This is a genomic window from Rhodobacter flavimaris, from assembly GCF_021378075.1.
Taxonomy (GTDB): domain Bacteria; phylum Pseudomonadota; class Alphaproteobacteria; order Rhodobacterales; family Rhodobacteraceae; genus Rhodobacter; species Rhodobacter flavimaris.
In genome coordinates, this window is the sequence record NZ_JAJUOS010000009.1 from 140,958 (window position 1) to 167,118 (window position 26,161).

At 63.0% G+C, this 26,161-nt stretch carries 1 protein-coding gene (running past one end of the window); it reads left to right on the forward strand.

The window, feature by feature from the left end:
- On the forward strand, positions 1-26,161 hold the 5' portion of the coding sequence (locus tag LZA78_RS12715; protein WP_233677315.1) for a proprotein convertase P-domain-containing protein. 11,999 nt of this gene lie beyond the right edge of the window; 26,161 of the gene's 38,160 nt are visible here — the first part of the coding sequence; it begins with the start codon at positions 1-3; its stop codon lies off the right edge, out of view.

A 26,161-nucleotide genomic window follows, 5' to 3' on the forward strand; every position in this document is an offset into this window, starting at 1 on the left:
TTGTCGGGTTTCGGGATTTCAAAAATCTCAGACTTCCTGCGCGGGAATCTTTCCCGCGTTTCGGAGCATGCCGACGCAAATGACCCCGGTGAGCCCTCGGGTTCCGATTACGATCAACTTCATCGCGAAGAAAACTACCGTATCGAGGCGCTTGAGCCGCGCGTCCTGCTTTCGGCGGACCCGGTGTTTGGCGAACTTGCACGGATAGCCGCGACGGCGCACCAGATCGACCCTCAAGAGGGTCTTTCCGCCATCATCCAGATGGTCGAAGACCTACATGAAGAGGATGAACTGGCTGCCGAGGAACACCTGGCAGAGGCTTCCGAACAAGGCGTTTCCTGGCCCGAAGACTGGACCGTTCCGGTTGCGGAACAGGCCCATTCGCAGGCCGAAAATGCCGATGATCAACTGGGCCCCGAGGTTGCTGCGCTTGTCTCTGAGACGGGCGAAGAACGGGATCTGGGCCTTGCGACAGAGCTGCAAGAATTGCTTTCCAGCGTGCTCGGGGAACGTGGCGAGGCCATGCAAAACGGCCGCAGCCCCTTCGTGCCCGCTGAAGCCGATCGGACGGGGCATGAAGCCCGCGGACCCCCGGCAGAAATCATTAACCTATTGGAAATTAATGAAAATATTCCCGGCGTTCCCGCCGGGCAGGGCGCTTTTGAATACCAAGATACCGCCGGAAACCCGCCGCAAGGCACCGAAAACACGGACAATTCCGGCGATGAGACGGGCTCTGACCCGGCCCGCGCACCCCCGACCCCTGACAGCGAATACCTGCTTCTGGATGGCGCCACCGCGACGTCCGGGGATGCAACCCAGCTCACCGCCGAGGAGCTCGATGTGCTCTTCCGCCATGCACTGGGAATGTGGGGCGACCTCGCTGGCGATGCGGCGATCCTCGATGAGTTGACCGTGACGATCACGGATCTCGAGGACGGGGTGCTTGCCCGGATCACCGGAACCCTCATCGAGATCGACATCGACGCGGCGGGCGCCGGTTGGTTCATCGACACCACGCCCGGCGACGCGACCGAGTTCGACCGTCTGGTGGGCGACCGCCTCGTGGCCAGCGACGGGGCCGCTGCGGGCGGCGTCGATCTGCTGACCGTCCTGCTGCACGAGATCGGCCACGCGCTCGGCCACGACCACGACGGCGGCCTGACCGTGATGGACGCGACCCTCGCCGCGGGTGAGCGTGTCGGACTTCCCGACCTCACCCCCGCCATCGCTGCCCCCGTCGCCGGGGCACTGAGTGAGTCGGGTGGCGTCCTCGACGGGACTGCGGACAGCGACCTGACCTACATCGTGAATGCCGATGGCACCGTCACGGTTGGCGGGGTGACCTATGGTGCGCCGGGTAGCCCGATCACCTCGATCACGGCGGGCTCGGGTTTCGCGGACACCATCCAAGGTCCGGACGCTGACACCATCTGGACGATCACCGATCTGAACGCAGGCTCGCTTAGCTGGGGTGGCCTGACCATCACCTTCACCGGCGTCGAGTCGCTTGAGGGTGGCACCGCCGCCGATGCCTTCGTCTTCGATGGCCCGGGCTTCGTGATCGGTGGCTTCGATGGCAATGCCGGACTGTTCGAGGTTTCGATCGGTGACTTCCTGACGGTGGCGACGGCGGACGGGGTATCGAACCCGCTGACCTTCTCGAACCTGTCGGGTCAGAGCGGGGTGCTGCGCAACACCGACAGCGGCGATCTGACGGCGGTCACCGATCTGCGCGTGCTTACCATCGGGCTGACCAGTGGCTCGGTCTTCGCGGGCAGCGGGGCGAATGCGTTCTTCACCTCGGGCCAGCCTGCCACCTCGGTCGGCTTCAAGGTCGAGAACCTGTCCTTCTCGCTGCGTGTGGTGCGCGACGACGCCGGGCACCAGTGGCTGCTGGCCGAGGGCGCCGTTGACGCGGCGGGCCTCGTGAACGTCGCCGGTGTCACCGCGACGCTGCGCGACGCCGACCTGTCCCTGGTGACCGATCAGGAGATGAGCGCGGGCGTTCCCACCTCGGCGGTGGTTGTCTCCGAGATCGGCGGGGCCTCGACCGGCGCGGCCGTGCCGCTGATGCAGATCTCGGGCAAGGTCACCGTTGCCATCGGTGGCGAGGTGCTGATCGCGGGCGGCTTCAGCTTTACCAAGACCCAGGTCAGCGGGCTGACCGGGGCGACCGCGACAAGCGGCGATTTGATGGTGCTTGGCTTCCAGTCCGCACAACTGTTTGCCGGGACGGGTGCAGTCTTTGACACGTCCGACCTGTCGAACCCGACCGTCGATACGACCAACGCGTTCGGTTTCTACGTCTCGAGCTTCTCGGGCAAGATCGCCACCCTTCGGACCGCCGGGGCGGCGCCGACCCTCTACACTGCGATCGACGTGACCGTGTCGGCCGCGGGCAAGGGCATTCCGGGGGTGAGCGTCGAGGTGACCTCGCTGACGATCCAGCGCAACAGCGCCTCGAGCGGCGCCGCGCTTGATTGGGGTCAGGCGGCGTTGCAGTCCTACGGTCTGACGCTCGCAACGACGATCACCAAGGTTGAGGCCTCGGCGACGCTGACGGTCGATGGTTCGGTCTTTATCGCGGGCACCTTCGGTCTGGTCAGCACTGATGTAACCGGGGTGACCGACCAGAACGCGGCGACGGTGAATGGCAAGCTGCTGGTCGTGACGGTCAGCAATGCGCGGCTGTTCGCGGGCGTGGGGGCGGTGATCAGTGGTGCCACGCTCGACCTGACCGACGCGACCGGGTTCGAGATCCCCTCGCTCTCGATGACGCTGGCGATGTTCACGGCCGAAGGCGCGCAGACCGTGACCGGTCTTCAGTTGTCGGCGGGGGCGGTGCTTTGGGGCATCGACGATGTCACTGCCGTGATCGACAAGCTCGACGTGGACTATTCGAGCGCGGCACTCGACTGGAGCCAGTCGCAGTTCACCGGGGCCGGGGTGGGCTTTACCTTCGCCCCCGGGTTCAACGGTATCGATATCTCGGTGCGCGGCGAGTTCGCGATCAAGAGCACCGTGCTTCTGGCAGCCCAGATCGACATTTCGGTCGAGACCACCTCGATCAATGACGGCAACTCGCCGACCGCCATCGCGGTGACCGACGCCAAGGTGATGACCTTGAAGCTCACCTCCGGCTTCATCTTCGTGGGCACGGGCGGGGCCTTTGACCATGACTTGCTGACGGGCGACGTGACCGGGATTGCCGCCGGCGGAACGGGCTTTGCCGCGACTGTAAGCCTGTTCGAATTTGCATCGGTCAAGAAAGTCAACGCGCTGACCGGTGCTGTCGAGGCAAGCTGGGGCGCAATCAAGCTGGCGGCCGCCACGGTCGAAGTGCGCGGTGTGCCGGGCTTTACCCTGAAGGTCAGCGATTTCATCGTTGAGGCGAATATCGCCGATGTCGGCGGATCGCTGATGAACTGGGCCGGTCTCGACCTTGGGTTGAGCATCACGGATGACACCAACGGTTTCGACGCGACCGAGCAATTCCTGATCGGCGCCACCATCGATGAGCTTTCGATTTCGGACACCGTTCTGCTGACCGGCAGCTTTACCGTCCTCAAGACCAGCGGCGCGACGGCCGAAGGTGGCACAATCACGGGCGACGTGCTGTTTATTGAGCTGCAGGATATCAACCTGTTTGCGGGCTCGGGCGGCGCCTTCGACGGGGTCGGTGGTATCGATCCGACCAACGCGACCGGCTTCTCGGCTACGGATGGCGACTTTGCGATTGCCCTCTTTACCACGACCGACGGCTCGAATGTGCGCTACACGGGCGTCTCGGCGGCCCTGGGCTCGCTTGGCCTGGTCAATGTTACCGGCGTCACGCTCACTCTCGCCAGCCTCAAGGTTCTGTTCAACAGCTCCAGCACCGCGACCAAGCTGAATTGGTCGAGCGTCGATGTCGCGGCGGTGTCTTCCGCGCTTGGCGATATCATCGCTTCGACCGAGCTTGAAGTCTCGGGCAAGCTCACGCTTGGCGTCGGCGGCTTTGTTGCGCTGGCTGGCAAATTCGGGCTGCGCGCGGTCGCTGCCAGTGCCGATGCGGGTGTGGTCGACGCGCCCGATTTCGCACATATCGGCAATGGCAAGCTGACCCATATCACGCTGGAAGACGTGGTGTTCTTCGCTGGCACCGGTGCCACTCTGAGCACCGATACCAACACGGGAACGGCGAGCGTCGTCCTAGCCAGTGATGCCGCAGGCTTCTATGCGGCAGGCGGGGCGCTTGCCCTTGGGCTGTTCACCGATCTCAATACCGGCGTCAAATATACCGGTGTGCTGGCAAGCCTCCAGGCGCTCGAGGTCAAGGGCATCGACGTCGTCACCATTCGCCTCAGCGAGATGGCGCTGGCGTCGAACTCGACCAGCGGTGTCGGGCCGCGCCTCGACTGGTCGAGCATCAACGATGCCACGGCCGCAAGTTCCCTCGGCGATCTTGGGCCGGGCGACCAGCTTGCGGTGTCGGGCCGCCTTGCGCTGAGTGTTGCGTCGAACGTCTTCGTCCTGGCCAAGTTTGACTTCAGCGCATCGACCGAGACGATCAACGATCAGATCCAAGCCGCGATCAACAACGCGCAGGTCACCCGCATCAAGCTGAGCGAGGTCAACTTCTTCGCCGGTGTCGATGGTGCCTTCACTTATGCTGCCGATGTGCCGGTCGGGATTGCGGATCAGGGCACCGGCTTCCTGACGACTGGCGCAAGCCTTGAGGTGATGATCGTCAAGGATGCGGTTGGAACCGTAACTCCGCGCAGCTGGAGCGCGCTTTCGATTGCGGCTGATTACGTCGGTATGCGCGGTCTGCCTGCCGAATTTGCGCTCAATGTCTCGGATCTCTACTTCCGGATGAACACCGCCTCGCTCAACGCGACCGCGCTCGATTGGAGCGCGATCGTCGACGCAGGTGACTTCCCCGGCCTTGCGCTGATCACCAACACGACCAAGATTGCCTTTGGCGGCACGCTCGATCTGGCCCTCGACGGCTTCGTGCTGGTTGCCGGCACGGTCGAGGGGGCGATCTCGCGCGGCGATATCAACGATGGCGCGATCAGCCTGATCGGCGCGGATATCACCAGCTTCAAGATCACCGGCGCGTCGATCTTCGTGGGCGCTGGCGGTGCGTTCGACCGCGACGTTTCGACCAACAAGGTGATCGGGCTGCTCGATCAGGGCACCGGTATCTATGCGACGTTCGGGGCGGGCGACGCGCTTGAATTCGCGCAGATCAGCCGTGCGGCCCGCGCGACCGACGATAACCCCGCCGACGATGGCGATGCCGCCACCCAGTGGGACGATGCGACGGTTGCCCTTGGCTGGACTGCGGTGCGCATTTCGGTCGCCTCGCTCGGTCTGCGCGGGATCGACGGCTTCACGCTGGCACTCAGCGATCTGAACGTCGAAGGCAACTTCGCCGCCGCAGACGGCTCGGTGCTGAACTGGAGTGCGCTTGGCGCCGCACCCGGGCTGACGACGCTGGGCCTTGCTGACGCGACCGAGGGTTTTGATGCGACCGAAGGTTTCGGTGTTTCGGGCACGCTTGATGAGCTGAATGTTGCAGGCGTGATCGTTGCCTCGGGTGAATTCACGATCAAGAGCCTCGTGACCTCGGTCAAGATCAGCGACACCGAGACGCTTAATGACGCAGGCATTCTGATCCTGTCGCTGAGCCACCTCAACCTCTTTGCCGGGGTAAATGGCGCGCTTCTGGCTGACGGAACCATCGACCCCGATCAGGGTACGGGCTTTGTGGCGGGCGACGCCTCCGTGCAGCTTGTCACCGTCAAGGAAGCCACGCTGATTACTCCGCGCAGCTGGACGGCTGTCGCGCTTGATGTCGGCGTCGTGACGCTTCAAGGCTTGCCGTCGACTGTGACGATCCAGGGCCGCGATCTCTATTTCGGCTTCAACGGTGCCGACGCGACCGGCGCGCGGATCGACTGGGGTGCGACCACTGTCGCCCAGATCGACGCGCTCGCCTCGACGGAATACTTCGACGTGACCGAGATGGGGGCGGCCTTCAACATCGCCTTTGGCGGCTATGTCGAGTTTACGGTGGACGGTTTCGTCACCATCGCGGGCACCATGACGGGGCAGATCCTGACGACCGACATTGACGACGGCAACGGCATCGTGGTCGGTGGCGCCTCGATCATGAGCTTTGCACTGACCGGCGGCGTACTCTTCGCCGGTCAGGACGGGGTCTTTACCCGGGTCGATAACAAGATCACCGCCGTCGATCAGACCCAGGGCATCGGCATCTATGCCAATGGCGTGACGGTCGAGTTTGCCTCGGTCACGCAGGCCGCCGACAACCCGTTGACCGACGGTGTCGTCGAGACCCGCACCGTTCAGAGCTGGTCGGCGATCCGGATGAGCTCGACCTCGGTCGGGACAGTGGGTCTGTCGGGCTTCACGTTGGTGCTGTCGGATATTCTGGTCGCGGGCAACTTCGGTTATGTCGATCCGGCGACCGGGCAGACGGCCTCGGTGATGAACTGGATCGGTCTCGACGGTCTGCTGAACCTGACGCTGAGCGACCCGACCGACGGCATGGGCGCGCTTGCGATCCTTGAGGTCTCGGGCACGATCAGCGAGCTGAACGTGGCGGGCTATGTGCTGGCGACGGGCAAGTTCTCGATCAAGAGCTTCCTGGCCGACGTGGCCGTCGCCACCGATATCGACGCTGACGGCACCCTGACGCAGGCCAAGGTTCTGGTCTTCACGATTTCCGAGATGGATTTCTTCGCCGGGGTTGATGGGGCGCTTCTGAATGGCTCGATCGATCCCAACCAGGGCATGGGTTTTGTCGCGCTTAATGCCTCGCTCGAACTGGTGACGGTGACCGAGGTCGCCGCGGCACCGGCGCGTAGCTGGATGGCGATGGCACTTCGGGTCGAGCAAGCCGGGCTTCAGGGCCTGCCGCTGACGGCAACGGTGAGCGATCTTTACTTTGCGATGAACGGCGCGGATGTGAACGCCAAGAAGCTCGATTGGGGCGCAACCGGCGTCGATCAGATCAATGCTCTGGCCGATATCACGCAGCTTGACGCGGGCTTCGGGATCGAATTCTCGGCCTATGTCGAGTTGCAGATCGAAGGCTCGATCCTGCTGGCGGGTGGTCTGTCTGGCCTGATCCGTGACGCGATGCTGGACGATCCTACGGGTACGAGCATCTCGACCAAGGCATTCGCCTTCTCGATCGACGGTGGCTACGTCTTCATCGGGTCCGGCGGCGAATTCGAATATGACGAGTTCGACCGGGTCGATGCCGTGGCCAACATGGGCTTTGGTTTCGCCGCTGAGGGGGTGGATTTTGACCTGATCTCGGTCACCGAGGTGATCGATCCGCTTTCAAGCGCGACGCCGCGCAGCTGGACCGCGCTGTCCGCCCATGCGGACTCGGTCGCGCCGCGCGGCCTGCCCGAGGGCCTGGTGCTTGAACTCCACTCGCTCGACTTTGCCCTGAACGGGCGCGATGTGAACAACCAACAACTTGATTGGGGCACGGTCGTTCAGGATCTGGGTGTCGACGCAGTTGCGCCCGAGCCGGATACTGACCTCTCGATCTCGGGTGCGCTGGATCTGGATATCTACGGCTTCGTCTCGGGTGAGGCAACCTTCGACGTCAAGATGTTCAACGCCATCGAGGCCGAGCTGGACAGCACGCAGGCGGGCCTTGAAGACGCTAGCCTGATGCTGATTGGCCTGTCGGTGAACAATCTCTTGGTTGGCCAACCCGGCGGTGTGGGCCTTAGCGTCGCCTCGGCCAATATCGCGGTGGCAATCGTTAAGGCGACGGTCCCGGCCAACAGCACGCTTGCGCCGACGACCACGCCCTCGGCGACGGCGGTGATCGCTTCGGTCGAGGGGGGCAAGCTGGAGGGCCTGCCCGAGGGACTGGACATCGAGGTCAACCGCTTCACGCTGGACTACTACGCTACCAAGCCGACAGCCCAATTGGTCAATGGTCAGCCGGTCACCAATGCCTTCGACTGGAACTTCATTGACCTCGATGGCACCCCTGATCCGCTGGAGCCCGCCAACAACGCCCCGGCCCCGGTGAGCTTCACTTACGGTCAGGATGACGAGAACACCACCGAGTACGAACGCATCACCGTCACCTTCGATGCTCAGGCGGATCGCACGCTGGTCGAGGGCTGGCTGACGCTCGACGCCTTCGGGTTTGTGCAAATTGGTGCGCGCTTCTCGATGGCCCAGGACATCGTCGATGTCGATGTGAACCACGACGGTGTGTTCAACATCGCGACCGATATGAATGACGCGCGCCTGACCCGGATCGGGCTGCATATCGGCACGAGCGTTGACGATCCCCTCGATTTCACGCCGAACTTCTTCATCGGCATTCCCGGCGGCCCGGGCGTGACGATCGGTCAGGCCGATCTGGTTCTGGCTTCGGTCAAGGCGGCCAATCCGACCACCGACACCCGCAGCTTTACGGGTCTCAAGGCGAATATCGCCAGTGCCAGCCTGACCGGCATCGACCCGATCACGCTCGCGCTTGATGAGCTGTCGCTGGAGATGAACAAGGCCGCCGATGCGAATGGCGCGATCAGCGTGCTCGACTGGAGCCAGGCGGTTAACCTCGACTCGAAAGAGTGGGCCGATGGCGACAGCAACCTGACTGGCTATGACGTGATGACCGCGACCTCGGCCGATGGTGACGATACCTCGGCCGTCACCACCGGCCTGCTCGACATGGTCAAGTCGGGCTTCGCGCTTTACGCCAGCGCGACCATCGTGATCGACGAGTTCGTCTATATTCAGGGCGATGTGACCATCACCAAGACCGACGACGTTGCCGCCCGTGAAGTGGGGTCCACCACCGCCTTCGACGTCTCGGTGCTGTCGATCGGTGTCGCCCATGCTGTGGTCTTTGCCGGGGTGGGCACGCCGACGATCATCGAGACGGTCGAGAATAATGAGATTACCGCTCGCAGCGTCGATCCGAACTCGGAGGCGACCGGCGTCGCGCTCTCGCTCGACAGCATGGGGATGCATCTCGTCAAGGAGATGCCGCTTGACCCGCTGAACCCCACCGCAACCCCGCTGCGCAGCTGGATGGTGGTGAAGGCCTCCGGCACGGCCGCGCTGGTCGGTGTGGATAATGTGGTGGTCGAAGGGTCGCTCGATCTGATCATGAACAGCGCGGGCGAGTTGCCCGATCCGAATGGCGGCAATCCGATCCCTTATAACACGCTTGATTTCGCCTTCGGTGGCCCCGGCGGCACGTGGGATATCGAGATCGGCGCAACGACCGTCAACTTCGACGGGCTGCTTGTCGCGACGCTCGAAGTATCCGGCACGATCACCATCGGCTTCGACCAATATGTCTTCGTGCAGGGCAAGTTCGCCTTCACCAAGTCGGACGCGATCTATGACATGTTGCTGTCCACGGGTGAGGCACGCAAGCTGAGCGCGGTGACCGTGGGTGCGAAGGCCGTGAACATCTTCGTCGGCACGGGCTACGATCTGACCGCCGATTTCAACGCGCAGAACGACTTGGTCGGGCTGAAGATCACCGATGCCTACATTGCACTGGCGATGTTCCGCTCGGTCAATGCCGATGGCTCGGTCATCCTTGCCGCGGATGCGAATGCAGCCAACGGCGGCTCGTTCATGGCGCTCAAGGCCGGTGGCGATGTGGAATTGGTGGGCATCGACGGCGTCACCCTGTCGGCCTATGGTCTTGAGGTTGAGCTGAATCAGGGCAAGAACCTGACCGGCACGCCTAAGGCGCTGAACCTTGGCGCGTTCGATGGCGGCAACGGTTTCGATGTGCGCGTGGGGCCGGAAACCGACGATATCGTGACGCTTGATGCGGACGATGCGATCCTCGCAGCCTCGGGCTTCGTCGTGATCGGGTTCGAGGAATATGTCTTCCTGGCCGGTCAGGTTGCCTTCCAGAAGGGCGCCGAGCTGACCATCGGCACCGGCGTCAACGAGAAGACCTTCGGCGCCATCGAGATCTCGGGGGATCATATCTATGCCTTCGTCGGCACCGGCGGACCTTATTTCGAAGTCGATACCTCGGGGGCTGATCCGGTCGTGACCCCGCTGGCCGATACTTCGGACGCGCAGGGCCTGGTGCTGAGCGATTTCAGCTTCCGCCTAGCCATGCTGAACCAGATCAACAAGGTCACAAAGGTGGCTATGGCCGCGGGCGAGAAGTTTACCGCGCTTTATGCCTCGATCGGCTCTGTCTCGCTTGCCGGTATTCCGGGCGTCGCGATCATTGCCAACAATGTCGAACTGATGCTCAACCAGGGCAAGTCCGGCACCCAGGGGGCAGGGGCCCAAACCGTCCTCGCGGGCTTCGACTTTACAGAGGTCACGGGCCTCGACCCCGGTCAGGCGACCCCCATGGAAGAACTCAGCCCGCTGCAAGCCTTTGCGCGGCTGGGGTATAAAGGCACTTTCCTGTCGGTTTCGGCCTATGGCAATCCGGCGGGGACGGGGATCCAGCTTCTCGTCAATCTCTCGGGCACCACGCCCACCAGCGCATCGGACGCCGACTTTGTATTCTCTGGCGATCTGTTGTTCGAAAAGGTCACCGCCGCGTCCGGGGCCGTCTATTCGAAGATCGCGCTGACCGACATCACCCTGAAATTCGGCGATTACACCTTTGGCGGCTCGGCGCTGCTGTATCTGACGCCGACCGGCATGGCGGGCAGCTTCTCGGTCATCCTGCCCTTGATCTCGTTCGACGATGGCACCAATGCCTACCAGATCGGTTCCGATGATCCGAACGCCCCGACCACGGCAAAGCTGGAAATCAACACCGCGCCCCAGGCGATGCTGGTCGATTTCGGCAATGGCAATGTGCTGGATCTGCCGCGCGGCAAGTATCTGCGTGTCTCGCTGGAGAACGCCGCGTTCAAGGTGGATCTTGGCTCGACCACGATGGGTTCCAACCCCGAGATTACGTTGGCTGGCTCGCTCATGCTGTCGCAGTTCACCGACAGCCTTGGCAACAAGCAGATGACGCTGGCCTTTGCCGATGTGACGGGCGGTTATCAGGATGCCTCGGGCGCGTCCTTCACCATCTCGGACGGCAAGGGCGTGCTGATCTTCTATTCGAGCGCGCTGAACCCCACCGCAACGACGAATGGCATCGCCGCGCAGATCGAGGTGACGGCAACCGGCAGCCTCGCGGGCTTCTCGGCCGGGGCCACCGCCATCATCCGCATGAACACCACCGCGCGGACAGACATCTACGAGACGGTGGATGTGGGCGAGGCGACCTATATCCTTGATTTCCGCGGTCAGCCCAACGTCAACCAGATCGCGCTGGCCGAGATCAAGCTCAGCTACGATCCCTATTTCACCATCGAGGGTAGCCTGAGCGATGCAGCCTCGCTTCCGTCGGGTGCGACCAGCGGCAAGGTTGGCCGCGACATCACGATCTTCCTGGGTGACAAGGGCGACTTCGACGACCCCGATGACGATGTCGGCCTGCTGATCACCGATACGGTCATCGCCATCTATGAGTTCGGCGTCGATGCAAATCGCAAGTTCGCTGTCTATGCCAAGGGCGATGTGCAGGTGCTTGGCCTGCCCGGGCTGAATATCTCTGGCTCGGTCGAGGTCTGGATCAACAACTCGGGCGTTGCCTTCAGTGTCGTCGACAGCGGTCTGCCGCGGCTTGAGGGTGACACGGGGACCGATCCGATCGCCATCTCCTTCATCGCGGGGCAGATGGAGCGCGTGCGCGGTGATGTCGATATCAGCTTCGGTGTCGATGCGACGGGCGATGTGCTGGTGATCTCGGCGCTCGATGTGATCTTCACCAAGACCCCCGATGGCCGGATCGACGTCGATGCACCGGAAACCTCGATCACGGTGACCCCGCCGGGCGGCGAGAGCTTTGGCCTGACCGGCGCCGCGCGCTTCAGCTTCGGTGGTGCGCTTGGCTTCCAACTCGCCGATATGCGTGTGACCGGCTACACCTTCTTTGGCGAGACGGTGCAGTTGACGCAGACCACGAACCTGCGCCCGCTGACGGCCGATCTTGCCTCGCCGCTCAATGGTCAGATCGTCGATCTCGACGGGCTGACCTATATCGACGTTACCTTCAATAACGTGAACCGCTTCGAGAGCGATCTCTACCCGATGGGGATCGACCCGACATCGATCACCGATATCGACCCGGAGTTCATCATCTATGCGAATTACGGCGGGTCCGAGAATGTCGCCATCCAGGTGAACGGCGCGGGCACCGCGGTCGAAGGCGCGGCGCGGCCGACCTTCCGCTACCAGATCACCACGCCCGCCAGCCTGCCTGCCAACGTGACCTATGAGGTCCAGTTCCTTGCCAATTCCTGGCGCGACGGTTTGGGTGCGCAGGGCGCCGCCGAGTACGAACGTTTCACCGTTCGCGCGACGCCTGCGGCAAACATCAGCCAGCTGGTTGCGACCACCGAGCCCGACGCCGCGCCGTCGGTCGAACTGGCCTCGCCCTTTAATGGCGCGGTGATCGACAAGTCGATGCTGAACTCGAAGGGCTATATCGAGGTCCGCTTCGTGCTGCCCAATGGCGAAGCACTCGATTACACCACCATCGATGGCGACGAGATCCGGCTTGAAGGCTCGGGCACCACCAACGTCAACCCGCTCTTCAACAGTGCGTACAAGTTCGACGTCAAGAAGATCAACAACACGACGTTCCGCTACTACATCTACGCCAAGGCCGCGACGACCTCGAGCAGCAGCACCGTGCAGGTGCCGACCTCGCAGGCGACCTCGCCCTCGAACGGTGCCTTCGGGGTGGGGGATGTGCGCGTCGTCTTCGTCGCCGGGGCGTGGAAATACACCGACGAGCAAGGCGCCTCGCATTTCTTCGGCGGCGTGGACAGCTACACCCCGACCAGCTCCAGCACGATCGCGCCGGCGGCCTATTCGCAGACCTTCAAGGTCGAGGAGCTGCCCGCCGGTCAGGCCGCGACGCCGATCAAGATCGGTCCGGTGTCGATCCTGTCGCCCACGCTCGGCATCAGCAAGCTTGGCTTCAAGGATGGCCAGCTGGTGATCACCATCGGTATCGGCGCCGAGAGCGCCTCGCTGGCCTTCGGTGGTGCAACGCAGGGCGCAAACGGCACGCAGACCAACACCGGCGGCACGCAGATCACCATCACCAACCTGCTGGTCAAGTTTGACATCGGCATCCGCGTGCTCGACCTGATTACGGGCGACGGAGTCGATCCGCTGGTCTCGCCGACCGGCAAGTGGTCGATCTCGGCCGACCGTATCGTCGGGACCATCCCGAATGTCGTGACGCTTGAGGCCTCGAACATCCTGATCACCTACGATCCGGCCTATGACCCGGCAACGGGGGCCGATCCGACGGCCCCGACCGGCGCAGGTCAGAAGCTGGTGGAAATCGACACGATCAAGGTTACCTTCCCGAAATTTGGCATCGCGGGCCAGATCACGCGGCTGGGCCAGATCGCCGGCCTGACGATCTACGACAACGGCTTCCGTATCGGCCAGGGCGAGCTGATCTATTCCGGCACCGGCGCGACCTCGGGTTCGGGCGCGCAGACGGTCGAGCGCAGCGATGGCGGCACGGGCAAGATCAAGTTCGGCTCGATCCTGGAGTTCGACGACCTTCGGATCGGTGTTGAGAACTTCTCGCTGATCTTCGGTCAGGAGGTGGACTTCGACGGCCTGATCTACATTGGTTCGGGTGGCGCCACCTTCGCGCCTGGCAAGGCGGTCAATGCCAAGGTGACCGACCGCGTCTCGGGCGAGGCGGTGACCGACACCATCGCCATCAAGGCTGGCCTGACCTTCACCAATGGCGAGGTTGACGGGTTTATCTTCGAGCTTGACACCTTCGAGATCAACATCGGCTCGGTGCTCAAGCTCAAGGGGGTCGATTTCCAGCTCGACACGGGTGCGGCCGATGACGAGGAACTGATCAGCTTCGCCTCGATCGGTGCCGAGTTGCGCATCGGCTCGCTCCAGCTCTCGGGCGAGGCGCGCCAGTTCGCCTTCCTGGGCGATGGCACCTTCGTGACGAAGCAGGGCTTTGGTGTCTTCATTGGCGTGGGCTCGGCTACGGGCGCGAGCTTTAAATGGCCCAGCTGGCTCCCGATCCGGATCACCGAGATTGGCATCCAGTGGCCGGATATCCAGGCCGACCCGTCCGATTTCGTCCTGACCTTGTCGGCTGCGATCACCGGTTTGCAGGGCTATGACGGGCTGACCTTCGAGGGCACAGTCGAGGGCATTCGCATCGATGTCGGCCTGTTGCTGGCCGGGCAATTCCCGATCATCGGGATTGACTCGCTCGGTGTGAAAGTCGGTGGCAAGGCCTTCGGCGGCGAGATCACGGGCGCACTGATCGGCGGCATCATCCGGATCGGCGACAACGATCAGCCGCTTTCGACCTTCGATCTGACCAGCCACGTCAAGGACCGCATCTTCTTCATGGGGGTCGAGGCCGGGTTCTCGATGGCCGGTGTGGGTGGGTTCACGATCCGCTTTGCCCTGTCCGAGCTTGGCCCGCTGGGTGTCCTCGTTTCGGCCTCGGTGCCCGGCGGGATCGTGCTTGAGCCGAACTCGGGCCTTGCGATCAACGACTTCACCGGCGGCGTGGATTTCTTCAAGTCGCTGCCCGACATCACCGACCCCGACCAGCTTGAGGGCCCGGATTTCGCGCTGCCGCTGAATGTCTCGGTCGCTGACTGGCTCGACTCCGTGCAAGCGCAGGTCGTGCGTCAGTATCTCGCGATCCAGGGTGGTTCGGCCATCGGCGGCGGGTTCCTGGCGGCCTTCACCTCGCCCATGATCATCACCGGTTCGGCCAAGATCTACACGATTTACGCCTCCCAAGCGGTGTTCAACGGGCAGGTCACGATCAAGATTTCGACCGACGGCAAGATCCTGGTGATCGGACAGCTGAACTTCGCTGCCGACAACCTGTCGCTGTCCGCACGGCTTTACGCGAACCTGTCCAAGATCGCCTCGGGCGAGGCCACGATCCTGCTGCTCGTGAAGGTTCCCGATCAGCTCGATCTGCTCAAGATCAAGGGCTCGCTGCAATTCGGCTTCAAGGATATCCTGGGCGAGGCCACGCAATTCGCCGTGGTTGAGGAGCAATCCGCCACGCCCACGCAGCGTCTGGCCAGCCCGGCTGACGGCGCTGTCACTGGTATCGGCAACTTCAACAACCGTGCCTATGTCGATATCACCTTCCCGACCATCGCGGGGGCGACGATCGACGCGGCCTCGATCCTTGACCTGTCGCCCGAGATCACGGTGACCGGCGGCAGCCTCGTGCTCGATACCTCGCAGGCAGCAGTGCATGTCTCGGGCAATACCTACCGCTTCTGGCTGATCGGTGGCACGGTCGGCGGCTTTACCTACGAGTTCATCTACCAGTCCTGGTATTATGCCGAGACCTCGACCAACGACACGGTCTACTCACCCGTTGGCGGCGATGATGACAACACGACACCCGCCACCGTCACGCCCGTTGCCGGGCCCTGGCTCGACATCAAGTTCATCGCCGAGCTTGGCGGCGAGATTACCGCCGAGACGCTGGCGGCCATCGCGACCAATCTGGTGGCGCCCTTCAAGCTGTGGAACGACGAGGGTGACGAGATTTCGATCATCGGGGCGATCTCGATGGGTGACGGGCGGATCCGCTACTTCATCGACACGAGCGATTCCGATCTCGATAACGGCAAGCTGGCGGTCGGCGATTACACCGTTGAATTCGTCGCCGGAACCTGGGCGAATGGCACCAGCCAGACCACCGGAACGAACGCAAAGACCGCTGACGCGCTCTTCTCGATTGTCACTCCGACCGCGGAACTTGGCGCGCCTTACAGCGCCACGCAGAACGGCTATACCGTCGATGTGAATGTCGCCAACGACAACCAGTCGATCCTGCTGAACTTCAAGTCGGCAGGCGGGGTGGCGCTTGATTACGGCGCGATCCTCGATGCGGATGCCGAGTTCACGCTGCATTCTTCGACGCTTGCCGGGGCGGTGGCGGGCAACGCGATCGCTGTTTCGGCCACGCCGGTGCCGGTCCTGATGTTCATCAATGATGACGGTCAGGCTGAACTCAAGACGCTCAAGCTTGATGCCGAGGGGCGTGTCGTCGCCTCCGACAGTGCCGATGCGGTTAGCGATCTGCCGACTTACGACCCGATCAACGATGCTGCGGGGACGAAGTTGCTGCTGGAGCTGCTGACCCGCGAGGGGATCACCCAGTTCCGGTATGACATCACGGCCGCCAATTTCGACTTTGCTCCGAACACCTATGCGATCCTGTTCACCGGGGCTTGGGTGGATGCGGCGGGCAATGCGGGCGCGACCGAGGGCTTCGAGATCGTGGTCGAGGGCGCGACCGCGACGATGGTCGATCCTGGCGCGGGCGGTGCGATCGACGTCAATGTGCTGAAACTGCGCAACTACATCGACATCGCCTTCCCGACGCTGGCGACCGGCTTCATTTACGATGCAGCCTCGATCACCGATGGCGGGGCAGAGTTCGTTCTGTCGGGCGACGGTCTTGGCACCATCCGCATCGACGACGGCGTGGCGCCGGAGCGCGTCGGCGGCACCGATGACGCGCCGATCTATCGCTATTGGCTGACGGGCGAGTTCGACAACACCAAGACCTATGCCGATCTGACGGTGACGCCGGTTCAAGACGGCTGGTCGGTGCGCTATGCCAGCAATAGCGGCGCGGGTCTGCCGGGCCTTGAGGCCAACGGAACCGCTACGAGCGCGACCGGTGATGTCTCGATCAGCATCACGGAATCGACCGTCGAGATCACCTTCACCAATATCCCGGCGGGTTACACGCTCGACACGGCGTCGGTGCTCGATCTGCTGAATGAATTCTCGATTGCCACTACGACAAGCGAGACGAACCGTCTGACCGGCGGCACCTTCCTTGTGCAACTGACGGACGGGGCTAAGCCCGCTCTGCTTCAGAACGATCCGAACGACCCGACCGATGTAACCTTCGTTTATTCGCTTCAGGTCCTGACCGTTCAGAGCGGGGCCGACCCGGCTGTGCTGACGGGCGATCTGCTGCCGCAGGACATCACGCTGAGCTTCGACCGCACCAGCATCTCGTTCCTGCCTGACACGATGCCCGATGCATCGGATATGAAGATCAAGACCTGGAACGGTTCTGCCTATGTCGATGCGAGCGGCACGCTGCCGGGGGCGCGGACCTATTTCGACATCGCCGTGCATGCGGCCTATGGCGAGACGATCTCGGACGATCTGGCGATTGGCGATTTCACCATCGCTGGCCTGACCGTGACGCAGCTGCTTGAGATGAATGGTGTGATCCGCGTCTTTGCCGATGGCTCGCTCGGGATCGGCGATGCAACGGTTCTGATCGCGGCGAACAGCTTCGGCGGCACTGCGAAGAACCGCGCCCAGACCCTCGGCTTTACCGTTTCGGGGCCGCAGGGCGATCTGGTTTCGCCGACGGATGAGGGCAGCACGGGCCTCGGCTCGGTCAACAACCGCGGCTATGTCGACCTGAGCTTCGAGCGGCCCGCAGGCGGCGCGCTCGATATCGGCTCGATCATCGACCTCGCGCCGGAGTTCGTCTTTGTCGGTGGGTCGGGTGGCATTGCCTTCGACGCAAGCATCGCGCCCGAGTGGCTGAACCCCGACGCGACCAGCGGCAACTACGTCTTCCGCTACTTCACCATCGGCACCTATTCCGCTGGCACCACGATCGAGCGGATTGCGACCTACGAAGGCGAGGCTACCGTGCTGCGCGCCGATGGCACGGCCGATAGCGCGACCGGGCCCGTCAGCTTCACTCAGGGCACGCTGTCCACCGCCTATATCGACGTGCGCTACACGCCGACCTATGGCGACGAGATCGACTTTGGCACGACACTCGGCGATGAGATCAGCTTTGCGGGCGCGGGTGCGAACGGGGTCACGGTCGCCTCGGCGTTGATCGTCGGCGACGGCCTGACCGTGCGCTATTTCCTCAGCGGCAAGTTCACCGCGGGTGAGATTGAGGTCAGCTATACCCAGGGCAGCTTCGGGTCGGGCAGCTATGTGAACGATGCCAAGACCCAGAGCTTCAGCCTGGTCGAACTGGGCGCAAGTGTCGTCGATCCGATCAATGGCGGCACGGTGGGGCAGGCGCCGCTCAATGAGCGCGGCTATATCGACGTGACCTTCGATCTGCCCGATTATGCCAGCGGGATCGATATCGACAGCGTCACCGACGAGGGCGCCGAGATAATCCTGACCGCCACCGGCTACACGATCACTATAGACGACAGCCAGAGCCCGTTCTACATGGGCGAGGATGCCAACGGCAACCCGATCTTCCGCATCTGGTATCTGGGAGATTTCGCGGGCTCGAACCTCAACAACAATGTCTCGGTCGAGTTCATCTCGGGCAGCTTCGACTGGCTGGGCACCGACGGCGGCACGATCAAGGCGATCACCGCCACCAACTCCGAAGACCTGGTGGCGACCTCGGGCGCAATCAACGGGCAGAACGGCAACTTCTCCTATGTCGCTCTGTCGCTCGGCTCCAGCCAGACGCTGTCGCTCTCCTCGCTCGCCAAGACGGATTTCACGCTCAAGGACGTGGATGGCAATTCGATCACCATCACCAACCTCTTCGCGCGCGGTCCCCCAGGCGAGTACGCGGTAACATTTGATTCCGCCGATGCCGCTGTCGGCGATACGCTCACTCTTTCCTATGCCGCGGGTCAATGGACCTATGGCGCAACTGCATCGCAAGCCGCCGCGCCGACCACGCTTTCGGTCAAGGCTACCGATACCTCCTCCTACATCGATATCCGCTTCGAAACGCTCGGCTCCGACGCGCTCTATGCGATTGACGCTGCCACGATCAACGGGGACGAGTTCACCCTGGGCGGTGCAGGGGCCGCCGGCGTCACCCTGCTGAACGTGACGCCCACCGATCTCGGCGATGGCACCTTCCGCTACTATGTCTCGCGCAGCTTCGACGTCGGCACGGTCACGGTGACCTTCAATGCCGGGTCCTGGGCCGACCTGCAGGGCAATGAAGGCGGCGCCAGCACCCAGAGCTTCCGTGTCATCGACCAGATGCAAAGCGGCGGCACCCCGGCCGAGGACGCCGATCCGGCCACCACCCGCGTCTTCTTCATCCGCATCACCGGTTCGATCACGCTGAACTCGGCCGGGATCGCGGACGAGCCGCTGATCGAGCTGCGTGCCCAGGCCGAATTGACCTTCGGCGATTACATCAAGGCCGACGGCTCGACCGTGTTCCGCTTCGCGCTTGAAGCGTCGGGCACGATGACGGTTTACAAGCTGGGCAATATCGGCTCGGCTGCCGCGCGCTTCGTGATGGAGACGGGTGGCCTGTCGAGCGGCCTGCCGCAGTTCTGGGGCGTGGCGACGATCCAGCCGAACTTCACCGCGCTCAAGCAGTTCGGCGTCCATGTCGAGGGCGTGGCGACGCTGATGATCAACATGTCCGGTGAGGACAAGATCGAGACGCTCTCGCTTGAAGGTGTTCCGGGCGATCAGCTGACCCGCACCGATGGCGGCGTGGATGACACGGTTGACACCAGCACCCTTGGCCTGAGCACCTCGGCCTTCTACACCAAGTCGACCGCTAATGCCGCCACGATCTCGGCCTTTTCCCAGTTCGGCGTGACGCTGAGCGCCGAGGCCCAGGTCGAGATGACGCTGAACCTCTCGGCTCGTACCCAGTGGCGCGTGACGGACGGCGGCAAGATCTACTTCATCGAGAGTGTGAACGGCACGGCCAAGTTCTACTCCGAGGATCAGACCTACGAACTGACCCGCAATTCGGTCGTCTTCTACGTCGCGGGCGAAATGCAGCTAACCGCGCCCGGTGACGACCCCGACGCGGGCGACACGGTCTATGCCTCGCTTTCCGGGGCGTTCTACCTCAAGATTTCGGCCGAAAGCACCGAGGTCTTCGTCGCTGCCGATGTAAACGTCGTGGGCCTGATCGAGGGCCGAGCGCTTGGTGTGCTGATCATCAACTACGGCAACAACTCGGGCAAGAATCCGGGTATCGCCGGCAACCTGTCGGTCGATATCAGCCTTAACGATGTCGATGACGCCGATGGTTCCTCGTCGGCCGAGCAGAATGCTGGCAGCTTCGGCGCGATCGCATCCAGCATCTTCCGGTTCGAGGCGACGGTTTCGCTGGTCTTCAATACGACCAAGCAGGATCAGGTCTTCGAGGTGCCCGATGCCCTCGTGCCGTTCTTGCCGTCGGATGTGCCGACCAGCATCACGATCTGGGGCGCTCCACCGAATATCGGCGATAACGAGCAGCCCTCCGGCCAAGCTGATATCTATTTCGTCATCCAGATCAGCGGCTCGATCACGCTCTTCGATACGCTGACGCTGAACGGCTTCGTGCAGGTCAGTGTCGCGGGCACGGTGTTCACGATCCAGGGTTCGGTTTCCGGGCAGATCGCCAACTTCGGCGCGGTCGAGGGCACGCTCTACATGAGCGCCGATATCGACCCCGCCAGTGCGGGCGTCATGGGGCGTGCGACGCTGAACCTCGTGGGTGGGCTGGTCATACCGGGCGTCGTCGCCGGGGCAGGCGGCCTGTCTATCCTGCTCGAGTTCAGCTCCTACACCGGCACGCAAACGGTCCGCACGATCATCACCCAGTCCGAGTATGACGCGGTCATCGCCGGCACCAACACCGACATCACCAATGTTGCACAGGCTGGCGACCTCTACCTGGGCGATCTGGATATCGAGAACGGTCTGCGGCTACGGGTCTCGGGTGTTCTCGTGATCTCGGACGTCATCGAGCTGACCGGCACCTTTGTCTTCGAGTTGCGCGGCGCGCCGAGCTTCGAGCTGATCGCGACGCTTGATGTGCAAGCGCGCCTGATCGGCGTCGCCTCGTTCCAGCTGACCGGCGCGCTGGTCATCTCGGATGGCGGTCTGGTGATTTACGCCGAGATCTCGCTCGACTTCGGGATCGGACCGGGCGCCGAGGGCAGCAAGCCGCTGCAGATCACCGGTGCCGCGACGTTCCAGCTCAATACGTTCTCGACGTCGCGCACGATCTCGATCCAGAAGACCAACGCCCAGAACCAGCTTTATACCGAAAGCGTGACCGTCGCCTCGGGCTTCAGCCTCGAAATCGAGGGGCAGGTGAACTTCCTCGGTCTCGCGACTGCCTCGGGCCGGGTCTATATCGCCGTGCAGGCAAGCCAGTTCGTGATCGAGTTCGAGGTCATGTTCACCCTTGGCGGCCTCAATGTGAGCGCGGCTGGCGGTGCGGCGCTTTACTTCGACAACAGCGGTAACCTCTTGGGCCTTGCCCTGCTGCTGGATGTCAGCATCAACGCCAATATCGCGCTGGTGATCGACATCGCGGCCAGCGGCAAGCTGATGCTGAACACGATGGGCAACAGCGTGACCCTTGCAGGGCGCCTGATCGCCGCTAACAGCTTTAAGATCTCTCTGACTGGCTCGGTCGAGTTCCTCAAGGTCCTCAAGTTCGATGCCTCCTTCACGATCACCGTGCAGAACAACGCCTGGGAGGTTTCGTTCTCTGCCAGCATGGACTTCTTCGGCCTGGCAACCATGAGCGTGACCGGCTGGTTCAATTCCGAAGGCTTCTTCGACTTCTCGCTCAGCGGACGGCTGGTGCTGGGCTCCGACAGCTTCGGGCTGAGCGGCAACTTCTCGATCCGCGTCTATTATCTCAAGGTGAACAACGTCTACACACTGGGGGTTTCGGGATCGGCCTCGGTGTCGCTGCGCGCCTTCGACATCAGCTGGGCGACGGTCTCGGTCAGCTTCTCGGCCACCGCCACGGGTGTCGGCCGCGTGCCGATCGTCATCTCCGCCAGCGCCAGTGTGAAGATCCTGTTCGTCAAGATCTCGGTGAGCATGTCCTTCACCGTGGGCTATGTCGAATTCCCGCGGCCGATCTACTTGGCGGGCGATCAGAGCGGGGCAAACATCAACGGAACCCTGACTGACTGGACCGACTCTTCTCGTGTCCTGGTCCTCAACATGGGTGCTAACAACCTCGACCGCGGCGTTGGCGACGCTGCCATCGGCGAGACCTATATCATCGAGGCGGTCGAGCCTGCGGTGAATGGCCTCCAGACGATCCGCGTCATCTATTCGGGCCGCGAGCAGATCTTTGCCCATGTGCAGGAGATCCGCGGTAATGGCGGCAGTGGTGACGATCTGCTTGTCGTGCGCGATGGAGTCGCGGTGCCGGTCTACTTTGAGGGCGGTAACGGTCTCGATACCCTGTCCTACGAGGGTGATGGCCAGGTCTTCGTCAACACGATCAGCTCCAGTAGCGACCTCGGCGATCAGATCACCATCGGGGACGGCGTCCTTGCCGGTTCGGTGGTCAAGGGCACGACGGCGGATGACCGCATCGTGTCCTACTCGGGCGTCGCGATCATGCTCTACGGTCTGGGCGGTGATGACGTCATCATCCAGAACGGCAGCGGTATCGCCACGATCCATGGCGGCAACGGCAATGACCGCCTGATCGGCGGCTCGGCTGCCGACATCATCTATGGCGATAACGACAACGACGAGATCGATGGGCGCGACGGCGCCAACCAGATCTTTGGTGGCAGCGGCGACGACCGGATATTCCGCAACCTGGCCTCCTCGGGCGTCGAGGTGATCGATGGCGGTGGCGGTACCGGAGATACCGTGCTGCTCTATGGCACCCCCAAGGTCGATCTGGTGACCGTTGATGAGGACCCGTCGAATACCAGCAAGCTGCGTGCCCGCGATGCCGACGGCTCGGGTTTTGTGGCCAGCGGGGTCGAGGCGCTGACGATCCACCTGCTGGGCGGGGCCGATACGCTGACCATCGAACCGCTCGCCCATACCGCGCTGGCAACACTGCGTATCGACGACGATCTGGTGGTCGAATCCGCCGATCCGGCGCGGGATGTGGCCGAGATCGACGGCGCCAGCGACAATGCGGCCGACGCGGTCGTGATCAACGGCACCAGCGGCGCAGACAGCTTCACCTTCGCGCCCGGCACCCCGGCCACGCAGGAATTCGAGCTGACCATCGTGTGGTCCACTGCGACGACGCCCTCCTCTGTGCGCGTGATCTTCGACGATACCGTGCGCGCGAAGGGCGATACGCTGCGCGTCGCCAGCGGCGGTGCGGGCGACACGATCGACGCGCATGCGTTGACCAACGACCTGATCGCGCTGACACTCGCGGGCGAGGCGGGCAACGACCGGCTGATCGGTTCGCCCTTCAACGACGTGATCGATGGCGGCGCGGGCTCGGACACCGTGACCGGCGGCGAGGGCCTTGATACCTTCCTCGACACCGACGAGTCCAACGAGACCGACATCCTGATCGAGACCTTCTCGGGCGAGGATATGGGGCTTTACGAGAACCTCTTCCTGGTCGGCAAGGTGTTCCAGGCAGATGGCTCGACCGCCTATGCCTCGGGCACCTCGGCGGGTGCGATGGTGCCGGGCGACGGCGATCTGTGGAGCACTTCGGGCCTTGGCGCGGGTCAGACGACGGTCGAGTACCTGAACGGGATCTTCGAAGAGGTCCGCCTGACGGGCGGGAACGGCGTCAACAATACCTTTGTCGTCAATGATCTGGGCGGCTCGGTGCGCGTGGGCACTACCGACATCGCCGTGCGCGCTTTCGACGGGCATGTCATTCTCGACAACAAGGGCGCGAGCGATCAGGAGCATTACATCATCGCGGCGCCGGTCGGTTCGGCCTTCACCGTTCAGATCAACGACACCGGCGCAAGCGATGCCGACAAGCTGGTTTACCTCGGCTCGGCCGGCGATGACTTCTTGCAGGTCGGCATCGGTCAGATCGTGGCCAAGAAGCTGACCGGCCCGGCGCAGGGCCAGCTGCGCGGTGCGGCCGCCGTCACGATCAACCATACCGGCATCAGCGTGATCGAGCTGGATACCCGCGCGGGGTCCGACGGCATCGCCATCACGGCCACGAATATTCCGGTCTATGTGAATACCGGCATCGGCGACGATGTGATCAACATCGGCTCGACCGCGCAGCCCGATCCGCTGGTAAGCACCACCGACGGCGTTCTGTCGGGCATCACCGCATTGATCCGGGTGGATGCCTATGACACCTATTCCGGCCTGACGCTGGTCGATCGCGGCACCGATACGCTCAACATCGACGACAGCGGCAATTCGGGCGTGACCTCGGGCTCGATCGGTCTCGTCTCGCGTGCGGCACCCGAGGGCGAGGTCTTCGTGAGCGGCCTCACCGGCTCGGCCGCAGGCATCCTCTATGTCGGGCTCGAGCGCGTGAACGTCGACCAAGGTAACGGCGCGAACACGCTGCTGATCGACTCGACGGGCATGCGCGACGTGATGACGATCGAGACCCGCAACGGCGCCGACGTCATCACGCTTTACACGATGAACGGCCCGGTCACGATCGACACCGGAGCGGGCGCCGATGAGGTGACCGTAGGCGACGTGATCAGCGCTGATCTGGGCAATGAATACACGCTGAATGGCATCCTCTTCGGCTATCTCACGCTGATCGCCGGCGATGGCGTTGGCGATAAGCTGCGTGTGTCGGACAACGGCGATACGGCACCCGATCAGGGCGGTTACCTGAGCGCGACCGAGATCGTCGGCCTCGGCATGACGCTTGGGGTGGTCTACAGTGGCTTCGAGGCGCTGCGTCTTGAGTTGAGTGACGGCAACAACGTCTTCCATGTGGCCGATACCCATGCGGGTGTCACCCGTCTGCACACTGGCGACGAGGTGCCGACCGGCGATGCGATCAACGATGTCCTGACCATCGAAAAGGTTAGCGGACGCACCTATGTCGACTTGGGCAATGGCAACGATATCGTTCAGGTCAATTACACCTCTGCGGGCGAGCAGACCTTCCTGAACGGCATCGCCGGGCAAGAGCTTGACCTTGATGGCGGCAGCGGCAGCGATCTTTATGAAATCGGCCTGGCGGGTGAGGGCAACTCGATCGTGCGGCTGCTTGACAGCGGCCTGCCGGCGGCTGGAATCGACCGCGCCGAGATCAAGGGCACCAATGATGCGGATCTGTTCCTGTTCCGCGCCAACCATGACCGCGACATCGGCGTTGTGGCCGCGCTGCCGCTGGATGAGAACGGCGGTTACGCGGGCGACGTGGTCGAGCGCGTCGAGTACACCACCGCCATCGACGCCGATCTGCGCGTCTTTGGCCGCGACGGCGATGATATCTTCGTCTTCGACGACACGCTCGCGGGCGTCGAAGCCTTCGGCGACGACGGTGACGACACCTTCCAGATCGGCCAACTCTTCGCCTCGGCCCGCGATGAGGCCAACCCCTATAACGGCCTGACCGGTATCGATTATTACGAGACGACGCAGGTCACACTCGGCTTCCTGTCGAATGGCGTGAGCTACAACACCACGCTGCATGGCGGCGACGGCCAGGACAACTTCACCGTCTATTCCAACAAGGCCGAGCTGTTCCTGTTCGGCGATGCCGATGATGACACCTTCCAGGTCCGCTCCTTCGTGCGCGTCGATCCGGCCGATCCGGCCGCGCCCTACACCAATATCAACGGCGGGCAGGGCGCTGACTTCATCGAATATGCGGTGAACGCGCCGGTGCGGATCGACGGCGGCGATGGTTTCGATACGATGACCGTAATCGGCACCGAGATGGGCGACGACTACGTCATCACCGAGAATGGCGTCTTTGGCGGCGGCCTCTACATCACCTACACGGGGATGGAGAAACTGGTCGTCGATGCGCTGCAGGGCAACGACACCTTCTTCATCCAGAGCACCTCGGAAAGTGTTCTGCTGGAGATCGTCGGCGGCCTCGGCTCGGATAGCGTGAATGTCGGCGGCTCGGATCTGGACGGCGTGACCACGGGCGGTGCGATCACCGTGGTGTCGAACGGCCTGAACGGTCACAGCGGCCTGATCCAGACCACCGTCAGCAGCACCGATCCGCGCTACCTGGCCATCTGGGCCGAGGATGTCGTCTCGCAGATCAAGGATAACGACGCGCCCGATCTGGTCTTCTTCAATGCCTCGGGCATCCTGCGCGTGTTCGAGAACGCCACCGCCGACCCGACGATGACGATCAACACCTACGCCATCGCGCTCT